An 11752-nucleotide genomic window follows, 5' to 3' on the forward strand; every position below is an offset into this window, starting at 1 on the left:
GTTCACGCGTCCCCCAGGTGCGTCAGCCGCTGCGCGATCCGCTCTGCGGACGGCCGGTGCAGCTCGCCCGCCAGCCTCCCGTCGGCGAGGAACACGACGGTGTCGGCCTGCGCGGCGGCGACCGGGTCGTGCGTGACCATCAGCACCGTCTGGCCGAGCTCGTCGACGACCCTCCTGAGCAGCTCCAGGACCTGGCGGCCGCTGCGGCTGTCCAGTGCGCCGGTCGGCTCGTCGGCGCACACCAGGTCCGGCTCGGTGATCAGCGCCCGGGCGACCGCCACCCGCTGCTGCTGGCCGCCGGAGAGGCTGCCCGGCCGCCGGTCGTGGTGCTCGGCGAGCCCGACCGCGGCGAGGACACCCGCCAGCCGCCCGCGGTCGACCGGCTTCCCGGCCAGCCGCAGCGGCAGCGTGACGTTGTCCGCCACGCTCAGCGCGCCGAGCAGGTTGTACGCCTGGAACACGAACCCGATCCGGTCCCGCCGCAGCTGCGTCAGCTCGGTCTCGGACCGGCCGGACAGCTCCGTGTCGCCCAGCAGCACCCGGCCCGACGTCGGGCGGTCCAGTCCCGCCGCGCAGTTGAGCAGCGTGCTCTTCCCGGACCCGGACGGCCCCATGACCGCGGTGAACGTCCCGCGCGCGAACCCGGCCGTCACCCCGTCGAGCGCGCGCACCGCGTGCTTGCCCGACCCGTACACCTTCGACACCGCATCGAGGCGCACCGCACAGTTGGATCTCATGCCGTCCGAGGCTAGGCACGGCGGCGACCAGGACCGATACCCCGCGCCACCGCATCTGTGGTACAGCGGGCTGTAGTGCCGCTGAGGCGTGAGTCGGGTGACGTCGTCCGCGGCGGGGGTCGGCTCGTAAGGTGATGGGATGTCTGGAAGTGGTCTGCACCAGAAGCTGGCGGAGGCGCGGTCAGGGATCCTGCTGTTCAGCCTGACACCGCCGCGGCGCAGCGAGAGCGACGCGCGGGTCAAGGAGATCGCCGCGGTGACGCTCGACCGGCTCGCCGGGCTCGACGTCGACGGCCTCATCCTGTACGACATCGACGACGAGTCGGACCGCAACCCCGACGAGCGGCCGTTCCCGTATCTGCCGACGATGGACCCGGCCGTGTTCCACGCGGAGCACCTCGGCGGCTGGGACAAGCCGACGATCATCTACCGCTGCGTCGGCAAGTACCGCGAGGACGACCTCGCCGACTGGCTGCGGCACGCCGACACGAACCGGGTCCTCAGCGTCTTCGTCGGCGCGTCGTCGGGCGACAAGTCGGTGCGCACCGACATGCGCCGCGCCCAGGCCGTGCGGCAGGAGGTCCGCCCCGACCTGCCGCTGGGTGCCGTGGTCATCGGCGAGCGGCACACCCGCGGCGGCGAAGAGCACCTGCGCATGCTGGCCAAGCAGGAGCGCGGCTGCTCGTTCTTCGTCTCGCAGGTGGTGTACCACGTGAACGACACCAAGAACCTGCTCTCCGACTACTTCTACGCGTGCCGGGAGCGGGGGACGGCGCCGCGGACCGTCGTCTTCACGCTCTCGCTGTGCGGGTCGCTCAAGACGCTCGAGTTCGTCCGCTGGCTGGGCGTCGACGTGCCCCGCTGGCTGCAGAACTCGATTCGTTTCTCCGACGACCCGCTCGCCGAGTCCTACCGGCAGGCCATGGCGATCGCCCGGGACCTCGCCGACTTCTGCGAGCACCTCGGCATGCCGTACGGCTTCAACGTCGAGAGCGTCTCGATCCGCCGCGCCGAGATCGAGGCCACGATCCGCCTGGCGGCCGACGTCGCGGCGCTGCTGCGGGAGCGCCGTTGACCGCTGGAGGCGACGGGCAGCGCCTCGCCGGCGGGTTCGACAACGGCGCGGTCCGCGTGGGCGACACCGTCCGGCGGGCCGTGGGGGTGTGGACGCCGGCCGTACACCTGCTGCTGCGGCACCTGGAGGCCGCCGGGTTCGACCGTGCGCCGCGCGCGCTCGGCCTCGACGACCAGGGCCGGGAGGTGCTGTCCTTCCTGCCCGGCACGGTCGTCGGCGCGCAGCGGCCGTGGCCGGACTGGGTGCACAGCGACGACGCGCTGCGGCAGGTGGCCGCCTGGCTGCGCGACTACCACGCCGCCGTCGCGACGTTCGTGCCGCCGGACGGCGCGGTCTGGCGCGACGGGAGCGTCTGGCGGCCAGGGCTCGTCATCGCGCACAACGACGCCGCGCCGTACAACGCGGTCTGGTCCGGCGGGCGGCTGGCCGGGTTCTTCGACTGGGACCTCGCCGCGCCCGCCACGGTCGAGCAGGACCTGGCGTCGGTCGCGTTCGGCTGGGTGCCGCTGCACGCGCGGCACGTCGTGGCGGCGGAGGGTTTCACGGCGTTCGCCGACCGGCCGCGCCGGCTGCGACTGTTCCTCGACGCGTACGGGTGGCCCGGCCCGGCCGGCGACTTCGTCGGCGTCGTACGCCGGCGGGTCCTCGCCATGGCGGAGGAGGTCCGTCGCGCCGCGGCGGCCGGCGACGCCACGTTCGTGCGGATGCTGGCACACGGGACCGACGCGACGCTGGAGACGGCGGCCGCCGAGCTCGCCTCGTTCTAGACCGTCAGGATCCGGTCCAGCAGCTGGTGGTACCGCAGGACCGTGTCGCGCATCCCCTCGGTGCTGTCGGAGGACCGGGCGCCGGCGCGTTCGAGCTGGTCCTCGCGCTCGTTGACGCTGGCGGACAGGGCCTGCATGGCCTCGTCGACCAGCTGGCGCGCCTCGGTGACGCTGCCGCGGGGGTCCTCGACGAAGTGGGTCTGCACGTCGTGCCAGCGGTGCCGGAACTCGTCGGCCTTGCCGGTGTCCCAGATGCTCAGGTCGCGGACGCCCTCCGGCGCGGCGGTGGTGCCCTGCGGCGGCGCGGCGGTGGTGGTCTGCGGCCCGGCCGGCGCGGCTGCGCTCGTGGTGGTCTGCTGCGGCGCGGCCGGCTCGCCCGCGCTCGTGGTGGTCGTGGGCGGCGGTGTCGCGGGCGGCGTCTGGAACGCCCCGGGTGGCTGTGGTGCCTGGCCCCCACCGACGGGAACGTTGTCGTCTCGGATCACGGTCACGCCTCCTTGCATCCCTGCGTCTCAGCGGTTCCCTGTGGTTCCTTGTGGTTCCTTGTGTCTCAGCCGTACCTTGTGTCTCAGCCGTGCCTTTGTCTCAGCCGTGCCTTTGTCTCAGCCGTGTCCGGGGATCGGCCGGCCGCCGCCCGAGGGTTCGCCGAGCAGCTCGGCGAACAGCAGGCGGTAGTGCATCAGCGCCTGGCGGAGCTGCTCCGTCGACGCCTGCCCACGCTCGTTCACCTGGTTGATCTCGTGGGCCTCGCGGTAGTGGCCGAGCGTCTCGGCGTGGTCGACGCTGAGGTCCTGGACCCGGACGTCGAAGTCCCCGGTCGGGTATCCGCGCTCGTGCATCACCTTCGTCACCAGGTCGTCGGCCTCGCGGGTGGCCGCCTCCGGCTCCTCCACGAAGTGGGCCTGCATGCGCTCCCACTGCTCCGCGTACCGCTGCCGCTGCTGAGGATCGAGCTCCTTGAGGTCCAGCTCGTCGTGGCGGCGCTGGCGCTGCTGCAGATCGCGCTCGGCCGCGCGGCGGCTCGACTGCTCGCCGATCGCCCGGTCGTACTCGGGCCCGAACTGCTGCTTGAGCTCATTGGTGCGACGGTGCCGGCTGAGGCCGACCGCGATGAGCGCGATGACGAGCACGACGATGATGGCGACGATCAGGATTGCGGTTGAGGACATCACGAATCCCTTCCGAGGTAGCCAGGTCCGACGCTACTGCGGCGCGGGACGGCTCGGCCTCACCCTCTCGCAGGCGGCTTGTGTGGTCCCGGCCTGGCCGGGTAGAGCGCCGGCATGAAGGCTCACTCTGATGCCTGGCAGTCGGCGCTCACCGTCGTCCAGGAGGCGACACCGCCGTGGATCCCGGCCGACGCGCACGAGATGACGGTCCTGGTGGAGTTCCCGCCGGGAGACCCCGGCACACCGCCCCACCGGCACCCCGGGCCCGCCTTCGGTTACGTCCTCGAGGGCGAGATGCTGTTCGAGCTGCAAGGTTCGCCGCCTCGGGTCGTGAAGGCCGGGGAGGCGTTCTGGGAGCCGGGCGGCGACGTCATCCACTTCCAGGACGGCAACAACCGCGACGACGTCCCGCTCCGCTTCATCGTCACCATGTTCTGCACCCCCGGCGAGCCCATGCTGACGCTCGTCGACGAGTCCGAGCTCCGGACACTGTCCAGGCAGTCCTGACTCCGAACGCCTTGTAGGAACGCCTTGTAGGGAGGACATCATGCACATCGCTGTGATCGGCGGCACCGGCCGCATCGGCTCACGGGTGGTCGACATCCTCACCTCGCGCGGCCACCGGGCCGTGCCGCACGCCCTGTCCACCGGTCTCGACCTGTTCACCGGCCGGGGCGTCACCGAAGGCCTGCGCGGCGCCGACGTCGTGATCAACGTGACCAGCTCGCCGACGTTCGACGACAGTGCGGCGGCGTTCTTCCGCACCACGATGGACAACCTGCTGCGGGCGGCCGTTTCCGAGGACGTCGGCCACGTGGTGCTGCTGTCGATCGTCGGCATCGACCGCGTGCCCAACCTCGCCTACTACCGGGCGAAGGTCACGCAGGAGGACATCCTGAAGTCCGCCCCGGTGCCGTACTCCATCATCCGCGCCACCCAGTTCTTCGAGTTCATCGACACGGTGATGTCGTGGACCTCCGACGAGCACGCCGTGCACCTGCCGCCCACCCCGATCCAGCCGATCGCCGCCGACGACGTGGCCCGCGCCGTCGCCGACGTCAGCGTCGGAGCGCCGCTGCGGGGCACCCGGGAGGTCGCCGGCCCCGACGTCTTCTCCCTCGACGCGCTGGGCCGTCTCGCCCTCGCCGCCCACCACGACCCCCGCCCGGTCATCACGGACAGCTCGGCGGGCCTGTTCGCCGCCGTCCCGGGCGACGCCCTCATCCCCCGCCCCGGCGTTGTCATCGCCCCGACCCGCTTCGAGGACTGGTCCGCCCGCGTCCCTGTCCGCTGAACCGCTGCCAGAACACCGCGTCCAGCTCCCGCTCGACCGCCGCGCGCGCGTCCACCGGCGCGCGCACGAGGTCGACGGCCTCAGCGACGCGCCCTTCCCGGACGAGCCGGACCGCCATCCGCGTGCCGGTCTCGTCCGGCCAGGGCCCGCCGCCCTCGATCGAGCCAGCCGTGCCGTCGGGGGTCCTGTCCTGCCCACCGCCGTCGAGCGCGGCCGCCCGCAGCACCTCGGCCGCCTCATCCTTCCGCCCGCGCCGGACGAGCAGCTCGGTGAGCAGTTCCACCGCCGCCCAGAGCCCACCGTGGGCGAACGGGCGCAGCACGTCGGCGGCCGCGGCCGGCTCGGCCCGCTCGACCAGGTGCTCGGCCAGCGCCCGCCCGCAGTCCCAGTCGCCGGCGTCGGCGTGCCGGCGGAGCTCGTCCAGGTGCCCGTGCTCGACGAGCGCCGACACCACCTCCACCGGCAGCCGGCGGTCCGCATCACGCACCGGCGCACCATAGCGCCCCGGTCAGGTCACGGGCTCGCGGAGCAGCTGGGCGAGGCGGGCGTAGCTGTCGCCGCCGTGGCCCGCGGCGACGGCGCGGTCGACGATGCGCTGGACGGCGCGCAGCGGGGCGGCGTCGATGCCGCGGGCCGTGGCGGCGTCGGCGACGTGGGCCACCGCGGAGCCGGCGGACGCGATGCTGGAGATGTCGGCGGGGAAGCGGCCCTCGGTGAGCTGGTCGGCGAAGCGGTCGGCCATGCCGGGCAGCATGGCGCCGATGCCCCTGGCGAAGCGCGCGAACGCGGCCGGCTCGATGCCCTCCGCCATGGCCAGCGCGAACGCGTGCGCGAGCCCGCCGACCGACATGGCGAACACGTCGAGCAGCGCCATCTCGTAGGCCGCCGCCGCGCCGGCGTCCTCGCCGAGGTGGACACCCGTCCCGCCGAAGGCTTCGAGGGTGCGGCGGTTCCGCTCGTACGAGCCGCGGGCGCCGCTGTAGAGCACCGTCGCGGCGGGGGTCCCGATCGTCGGCGCCGGCGTGAGGATCGCGCCGTCGAGGTAGTCGATGCCGTGCTGCCCGGCCCAGTCCGCCATGGCGCGTGCCTGCGCGGCGGGCCCGCTGCTCAGGTTGACGAGAGTGCCCCCGAAGCGGTCCCGTACGGGCGCCACACACGCCCGGACCGCGGAATAGTCGAGCAGGCATGCGACGGTGACCCTGGCCCCGGCTACCGCGTCGCCGACCGACGGCGCGAGCACCGCGCCCTGCTCGACGAGCGACGCCGCGCGTTGCGGCGTCCGGTTCCAGACCACTGTGGAACAGCCGGCGGCGAGCGCCGCCGCGGCGAGTGCCCGGCCCATCGGCCCGAGCCCGAGAATCGCGATGTCGGTGTCTGTCACGCCGCCGACCGTAAACGTTCACGTTGACGTGAAGGTCAAGTCCTGATGCAGTGCAGGGCATGCGGATCAGCGAGCTCGCCCGCCGGACCGGCACCACGCCGAGAGCCCTGCGCTACTACGAGGAGCAGGGCCTGCTGCACCCCACCCGCCGCGCGAGCGGCTACCGCGACTACGACCAGCGGGCGGTCCACACCGTCGGGCACATCCAGCTCCTGCTCTCCGCCGGCCTGGGCACGACCGTGATCGCCGAGATCCTGCCCTGCGTCCCGGACGACACGACCGTGCTCGCTCCCACCTGCCCGGAGCTGCTCGACGGGCTCGCCGAGGAGCGCGACCGGATCACCCGGTCCATCGAGAAGCTCGCCGCCGCCCGCGCCATCCTGGACCGCCTCATCCAGGGCCCCTGACGGGCGCGCGCGGTGCGATCGGGGACTGTCGCGCGTGAGGCGCCGTCCTCTACGTTGGTCCGTGATGGAACTGATCCTCAAGGCGATCGACGTGGACGGCCGGCATGCGTGGCGGTGGCTGTTGACCGACACCGCCGGCAACGTGCTCGGCGATCACACCGTCAGGGTCGACCGGTCGGCTTGGCAGGCCGCCGGGATGGACGACCTGCACCGGTTGGTGCGCCACGGGAGCGGGGGCGGGTCCGCGGTTCTCGACGGGTTCGCGGAGTGGCTGGGCCGGGAGGTGCTCGGGGAAGGCATCGGCCGGGCGATCGTGGCGGCGCGGCCCGCGACCGTGTGGGTCGAGGCGGCGCCGCCGGTCGATCCAGGGCCGCTCGAGTTGGCGCACGTCGCCGGTGTACCGCTGGCCGCCCGCGGCGACATCGCCCTGGTGTTCCGGGCAGCGGGCGCCGGGCAGGACAAGCGGCCGGTCGGGGCGCGGCTGCGGATGCTGGCGGTGTTCAGCCAGCCGACCGCGACCACGGCGCTGGCGCTGCGGCACGAGCGGTTCGCGCTGAGCCGGCTCGTCCGCCGGCTGGCGGCGCACGAGCGCAAGGCGATCGACCTGGAGGTGCTGCAGTACGGCGCGACCCGCCAGGAGCTGCAGGACAAGATGTGGCTGCGCCAGGGGCCGGACGTCCTGCACATCTCGGCGCACGGCACCGCGGGCGGCCTCGTGCTGGAGTCCGAGACCGGCGGCCGTGACCTCGTCGGCACCGACGATCTCGTCGAGCTGCTGCGCCCGGGGAAGAACCAGCTGAAGCTGGTGGTGCTGTCGGCCTGCGAGTCGGGCGCCGGCCTGGCGGAGGCGGCGGCCTGGGCCGGCCTGGCCGGTGACCCGGGCGACCCGGACGGTGGCCCCTCCGGCCGGGACCTCGCCGGGTGGGGTCTGCCAGGGACGGAGCGCGGCCCGGTCCGGTGGGCCGGCAGCAGCCTGGCGCACGTGATCGCGCGCGAGCTCGGCGCCGCGGTGCTGGCCATGCGGTTCCCGGTGAGCGACGAGTACGCCATCGCGCTGGCCCGCGAGGTCTACACCGGGCTGTTCACGTTCGAGCTGCCCGTGGCCGCCGCGGTCGCCCGGGCGGTGCCGGCGGCGGCGGGCACCACGCCGACGCCCGACCGGCCCGCGATCTCGATCGCCGTCCCGACGCTGCACGGCGCGGCGACCGCCGCGCTGCCGCTGGTGCCGCCGGCCGCCGGGCCCGTGCTCGACCCGGCGCAGGCGCCGATGGCGGGGTTCCCGGCCGAGCCGGAGTCCTTCGTGGGCCGCACCGCGGTGCTGATCTCCGCCGGCCGTGCCCTGTCCGCGGGCAGCGGGTTCACCACGGTGCTGCTCGACGGCGAGGCTGGCGTCGGCAAGACCGCGTGCGCCCTGGAGCTCGCCTACGGCCGCCACGACACGTTCGCCGCCTCCGCGTACTGGGCCGCGCCGCCACCGGAAGGGTTCGCCGACGCGCTCCTCGGCCTGGCCCAGTCGCTGGAGCGCCAGCTGCAGCCGTACGGGTTCGCCATGGCCGAGGCGGCCGAGTCGGTCGCCCGCCTGCACGCGTTCCTGCCGCAGCTGACCAAGCTCCTCGCGGACCGGGGCCTGTTGATCGTGCTGGACGGCCTGGAGAGCCTGCTCACCCCGGAAGGCCGCTGGCGCGACCCGCGCTGGGCGGACCTGATCGGCGCGCTCATCGGGCACCGCGGCGAGTCGCGGGTGATCCTGACCAGCCGGGTCGCCCCGGTCGATCTCCAGCGTCCCGACGTGTGCCGGCACCGGCTCCTGGGCCTCGACCTGATCGAGTCGCTGCAGCTGATGCGCGAGCTGCCCGGCCTGAGCGGGCTGCTGCCGGCCCGCGCCGGCGAGCACCGGTCCGGGCAGGCGGGTCCCGGCGGCGATCGGGCCCGGTGCCGCAGGATCCTCGACACCACGCGCGGCATCCCGCAGCTGATCATGCAGGCCGAGGCGAAGCTCGCCATCGGCGTCCCCGGCGACCTCTGGGAGCCCATCGCGACGCCGCCGGACGAGCCGGAGCCGGCCACACCATGGATGCCGCCCATGGAGCCACCACCGGCGCAGCCCCGCACCCACACACCGCCGCCCGTAGACCCGCCGCCGCTGACGAGCCCTCCGCACACGACCACGCCGCCGCTGACGAGCCCGCCGCCGTACACGAGCACGCCGCACCCAAGCACGCCATACACGAGCACGCCGTACACGAGCACGCCGCCGTACGGGTATGCGCTGCCGTTGCCGGACGAGGCGCCGCCGATGCCCGCGGCGCCGCAGTCACCGGCCGCGCCGCCGGCGGCGTTGATCGATGCCGTGGTCGCGGCCCGTACCGGCGCGATCGCGGGCATGCAGGTCGCACCCGCCGCCCGCAGCCGCCTCGAACGGGCGATCCGCAACACGGCGGGCATCGCCGACCGCGAGCAGACCCTCGCGGTCGGGCGGCTGCCGGTCGGCGCGGGGCTGCTCCTCACCGACGCGGCGCTGTACTGGCTGGACAAGGACCGCGGCTCGGTGGTGATCGCGGTCCCCTACCGGGCGTTCCCCGGGCGCACGTTCCGCTCCGTCGCCAGCATCGCCGGGGCGCCACCCACCCACGTCGACCTCGGCGACGGCATCCCCCGCTCGGCGGGCGGGGCGGCGGCCGACCTGATGGACCTGCTGAGCGCCATGCAGGCCGAGCTGCGCGCCACGTCCTGACGCCGCCCGGCGGTGCGTCACCCGACCGGCAGCGGCGCCCCGCAGTTGGTGCAGAACCTGCCGGTGTCGTTGACCTGCCCGCACCGGGCGCAGCCGTTCGCCGGCGGCTGGCCGGGCGCCGCCGGTGCGGGCGGCGGCAGGGCCTTGCGGTGCTCGACGCTGCGTTCGATCACCCTGATCGCGTCGTTGTCGATTCGCGCGGCCTGGACCACGCCCCACACCTGCGTGAGGATCACCGGCCAGAACACGAACGCCGAGATCAGCGTCGGCAGCGCCTGCTGGCCGAGCACTCCCACGCCGGCCCGGGCGACCAGCGCCTGCTCGTCGCACTCGAGCCTGATCTTCAACGCGGTCCGCATGCCCGCCACGGTGCGGAACATGCCGGTGCGGGTGACGTCGACGTCCCACGCGCCGGCCCCGGTCCGCGCCGACACGACCTGGTAGCCGGCGCCCTCGAAGTGCCGGGTCACGTCGGCGACGATCGGCGCCGGGTCGATCGGTGCGTCGAGCCAGAAGCGCCGCTCGCTCTTGAACACGCCCATCGCCGGTTCACCGCTTCCAGGCCGGCTGGACCCCGGCCTGCGGCACCGGCTGCCCGGGGATGGGGCCCGTGGCGGCCACGGCGGGCGCGCCCCCGTAGATGAGCGTCGTGCCGCAGCGCTGGCAGTGCCGCCAGCCGGGCTGGGTCCGCCCGCCGCAGCTGTGGCAGCGCGGCGCCGACCGCACGCTCGCCGCCAGCGCCGCGAGGTTCGCGAACGTCGGCGTGCCGACCCAGCTCTGGATCTCCCTGACCCGCACCGCCAGCAGCGGGTGCGTCGAGGACTGGCTGATCTGCCACTGCAGGAACCGGTCCCACTTCGACTCCCGCAGCGCCTCGTACTCGAGGGCCTGGTCGGCGAAGGGCTGGATGTTCTGCGTGTACCGCGAGTCGTGCCGGATGCCCGCGAACCGGAACATGACCCGGGTGATGGCGTCGGCGCTGCCCATGTACGCCGCGGCCGCCCGGTCCGCCGACAGCTCGCTCTTGCGGCTCCAGTTGCTCAGCGCCATCCGCAGCGGGTGCGAGGCGACGCTGAGCACCGCGGAGGCGATCGGGATGTTGGCGGCGCTGCCGACCTTGACGGTGAGCTCGATGAACTGCGCCATCGAGTGGAACAGCATGTGCTGGCACAGGATGTGCCCGCACTCGTGCGCAATCACCGCCTCGATCTCGTCCGGCGACAGGTGGTCGAGCAGCCCGCTGTACAGCGTGATGGACGTCCTGGTCGCGCCGGTCGTGAACGCGTTGACCGGCCCGAGCGCCAGGTACAGCTCGGGCTCCTCGATCCCGAACGCCTCGCAGATCGGCGGCAGCAGCCGGTAGATCTCCGGCAGCTGGTGCGGCCCGAGCCGGAGCGCCTCCGCGAGCTGGCCGTTGCGGATGAGCCGCTCGCTGAAGTTCTTGTGGTACGTCTTGACCGCGTTCTGCAGCCCGCTCATCGACTCCAGATGGCGCCGCGCCGACTCGTCGGCCGGATGCAGCAGGTCGCTCGCGGAAAACGTCGTCATCCCATCACCCGATTCGTTCGGTCCCGTCCCCACGGGCACATCTGACGGACCGCTCGGCGCTCGCCGCCCGGGATGACCCGTTCGGGGGACGCCGGACCAGGTCGCTGGCATGATCGGGGACGTGGAGGTGGGGCCGCCGATGGCGCCGGCGACGGTCCGGGACCGGGCCGTGGCGCGGCTCATCGACACCGGGGTGCTGGCCGGGGCGGTGCTGGTGCTGGGTCTGGCGGTGCTGCTGCTCGGGGACGGCAGCCGGTTGCCGGCGATGCTGGCCGTGCCGGCCTTCGGGGTGCTGTGCGGCTACGAGTTCGTGATGCTCGGCGCGTACGGCGAAACCATCGGCAAACGGGTGATGCGGCTGCGGGTCGTCCGCCTCGACGGCGACGAGCCCGGGTGGGGTTCCGCGTTCAGCAGGACGTTCTTCCTGACCATCGCCGGCTGCCTGTCGTGCGGCCTCGGCGGGCTGCTGTTCTACCTGTCGCCACTGCTGGACCCGGGACCGTGGAAGCGCGGCTGGCACGACCACGTCGCCGCCACGTTCGTCGTGTCCACCCGGAACTCAGCCGTGATGGCACGCGGCGCGGCCGGCGAGCCGCGGTGGCGTGCTCTCGCACAGCGCGCGCTGGGCCGGTGACAGCCG

At 73.7% G+C, this 11752-nt stretch carries 14 protein-coding genes; 7 read left to right on the forward strand and 7 right to left on the reverse strand.

Annotated features, from left to right (window positions below; translation table 11 throughout):
• Positions 1–2: 2 nt before the first annotated feature.
• A complete protein-coding gene (locus tag AB0J72_RS12000; RefSeq protein ID WP_363397796.1) occupies positions 3–737 on the reverse strand; it encodes an ABC transporter ATP-binding protein in 735 nt (244 codons plus the stop codon).
• Between the two features lie 139 nt (positions 738–876).
• Between AB0J72_RS12000 and AB0J72_RS12005 the strand changes: the two genes are divergently transcribed.
• Together AB0J72_RS12005 and AB0J72_RS12010 are read left to right on the forward strand one after the other, a co-directional pair.
• Entirely contained in the window at positions 877–1812 is a 936-nt protein-coding gene (locus AB0J72_RS12005; protein WP_363397798.1) for a 5,10-methylenetetrahydrofolate reductase, read from the forward strand.
• Positions 1809–2579, forward strand: coding sequence for a phosphotransferase (locus tag AB0J72_RS12010; RefSeq protein ID WP_363397800.1), 771 nt, complete (start codon positions 1809–1811; stop codon positions 2577–2579). The genes AB0J72_RS12005 and AB0J72_RS12010 overlap by 4 nt, the downstream gene beginning before the upstream one ends.
• Here AB0J72_RS12010 and AB0J72_RS12015 read toward each other — a convergent pair.
• Together AB0J72_RS12015 and AB0J72_RS12020 are read right to left on the reverse strand one after the other, a co-directional pair.
• Positions 2576–3070, reverse strand: coding sequence for a hypothetical protein (locus tag AB0J72_RS12015; protein ID WP_363397802.1), 495 nt, complete (start codon positions 3068–3070; stop codon positions 2576–2578). The genes AB0J72_RS12010 and AB0J72_RS12015 overlap by 4 nt on opposite strands.
• 111 nt (positions 3071–3181) lie before the next feature.
• Entirely contained in the window at positions 3182–3748 is a 567-nt protein-coding gene (locus AB0J72_RS12020) for a hypothetical protein (protein ID WP_363397804.1), read from the reverse strand.
• A gap of 114 nt (positions 3749–3862) precedes the next feature.
• On the opposite strand from AB0J72_RS12020, the gene AB0J72_RS12025 reads away from it, so the two are divergent.
• Both AB0J72_RS12025 and AB0J72_RS12030 read left to right on the forward strand, forming a co-directional pair.
• The gene (locus tag AB0J72_RS12025) at positions 3863–4255 is read left to right on the forward strand and encodes a cupin domain-containing protein (protein WP_363397806.1); all 393 of its coding nucleotides are present in this window, start codon (positions 3863–3865) and stop codon (positions 4253–4255) included.
• 40 nt (positions 4256–4295) lie between these two features.
• The gene (locus AB0J72_RS12030) at positions 4296–5042 is read left to right on the forward strand and encodes an SDR family oxidoreductase (protein WP_363397808.1); all 747 of its coding nucleotides are present in this window, start codon (positions 4296–4298) and stop codon (positions 5040–5042) included.
• Here AB0J72_RS12030 and AB0J72_RS12035 read toward each other — a convergent pair.
• Both AB0J72_RS12035 and AB0J72_RS12040 read right to left on the reverse strand, forming a co-directional pair.
• Complete coding sequence (locus AB0J72_RS12035; RefSeq protein ID WP_363397810.1) at positions 4990–5529, reverse strand: hypothetical protein; 540 nt, start codon at positions 5527–5529, stop codon at positions 4990–4992. The genes AB0J72_RS12030 and AB0J72_RS12035 overlap by 53 nt on opposite strands.
• A 21-nt stretch (positions 5530–5550) precedes the next feature.
• Complete coding sequence (locus tag AB0J72_RS12040; protein ID WP_363397812.1) at positions 5551–6423, reverse strand: NAD(P)-binding domain-containing protein; 873 nt, start codon at positions 6421–6423, stop codon at positions 5551–5553.
• 59 nt (positions 6424–6482) lie between these two features.
• On the opposite strand from AB0J72_RS12040, the gene AB0J72_RS12045 reads away from it, so the two are divergent.
• Together AB0J72_RS12045 and AB0J72_RS12050 are read left to right on the forward strand one after the other, a co-directional pair.
• On the forward strand, positions 6483–6830 hold the full coding sequence (locus tag AB0J72_RS12045; RefSeq protein WP_363397814.1) for a MerR family transcriptional regulator: 348 nt from the start codon (positions 6483–6485) through the stop codon (positions 6828–6830).
• A gap of 64 nt (positions 6831–6894) precedes the next feature.
• On the forward strand, positions 6895–9564 hold the full coding sequence (locus AB0J72_RS12050; RefSeq protein WP_363397816.1) for a CHAT domain-containing protein: 2670 nt from the start codon (positions 6895–6897) through the stop codon (positions 9562–9564).
• A gap of 17 nt (positions 9565–9581) precedes the next feature.
• On the opposite strand, the gene AB0J72_RS12055 is transcribed toward AB0J72_RS12050, so the two are convergent.
• A complete protein-coding gene (locus AB0J72_RS12055) occupies positions 9582–10106 on the reverse strand; it encodes a zinc ribbon domain-containing protein (protein WP_363397818.1) in 525 nt (174 codons plus the stop codon).
• A gap of 7 nt (positions 10107–10113) precedes the next feature.
• On the reverse strand, positions 10114–11112 hold the full coding sequence (locus AB0J72_RS12060; RefSeq protein WP_363397820.1) for a M48 family metallopeptidase: 999 nt from the start codon (positions 11110–11112) through the stop codon (positions 10114–10116).
• A gap of 109 nt (positions 11113–11221) precedes the next feature.
• Here AB0J72_RS12060 and AB0J72_RS12065 point away from each other — a divergent pair, with 109 nt between their 5' ends.
• Positions 11222–11746, forward strand: a complete 525-nt coding sequence (locus AB0J72_RS12065; protein ID WP_363397822.1) for an RDD family protein — start codon at positions 11222–11224, stop codon at positions 11744–11746.
• Positions 11747–11752 lie beyond the last annotated feature (6 nt).

The organism is Dactylosporangium sp. NPDC049742 (assembly GCF_040674675.1).
In the GTDB taxonomy this organism is placed as follows: domain Bacteria; phylum Actinomycetota; class Actinomycetes; order Mycobacteriales; family Micromonosporaceae; genus Dactylosporangium; species Dactylosporangium maewongense.

Bases quoted from the DNA above. Each gene is read 5' to 3' on its own strand.
- AB0J72_RS12050 (WP_363397816.1), top strand. From the start codon at position 6,895: ATGGAACTGATCCTCAAGGCGATCGACGTGGACGGCCGGCATGCGTGG.
- AB0J72_RS12025 (WP_363397806.1), top strand. From the start codon at position 3,863: ATGAAGGCTCACTCTGATGCCTGGCAGTCGGCGCTCACCGTCGTCCAG.
- AB0J72_RS12020 (WP_363397804.1), bottom strand. From the start codon at position 3,748: ATGTCCTCAACCGCAATCCTGATCGTCGCCATCATCGTCGTGCTCGTC.
- AB0J72_RS12055 (WP_363397818.1), bottom strand. From the start codon at position 10,106: ATGGGCGTGTTCAAGAGCGAGCGGCGCTTCTGGCTCGACGCACCGATC.
- AB0J72_RS12000 (WP_363397796.1), bottom strand. From the start codon at position 737: ATGAGATCCAACTGTGCGGTGCGCCTCGATGCGGTGTCGAAGGTGTAC.
- AB0J72_RS12045 (WP_363397814.1), top strand. From the start codon at position 6,483: ATGCGGATCAGCGAGCTCGCCCGCCGGACCGGCACCACGCCGAGAGCC.
- AB0J72_RS12065 (WP_363397822.1), top strand. From the start codon at position 11,222: ATGATCGGGGACGTGGAGGTGGGGCCGCCGATGGCGCCGGCGACGGTC.
- AB0J72_RS12060 (WP_363397820.1), bottom strand. From the start codon at position 11,112: ATGACGACGTTTTCCGCGAGCGACCTGCTGCATCCGGCCGACGAGTCG.
- AB0J72_RS12030 (WP_363397808.1), top strand. From the start codon at position 4,296: ATGCACATCGCTGTGATCGGCGGCACCGGCCGCATCGGCTCACGGGTG.
- AB0J72_RS12005 (WP_363397798.1), top strand. From the start codon at position 877: ATGTCTGGAAGTGGTCTGCACCAGAAGCTGGCGGAGGCGCGGTCAGGG.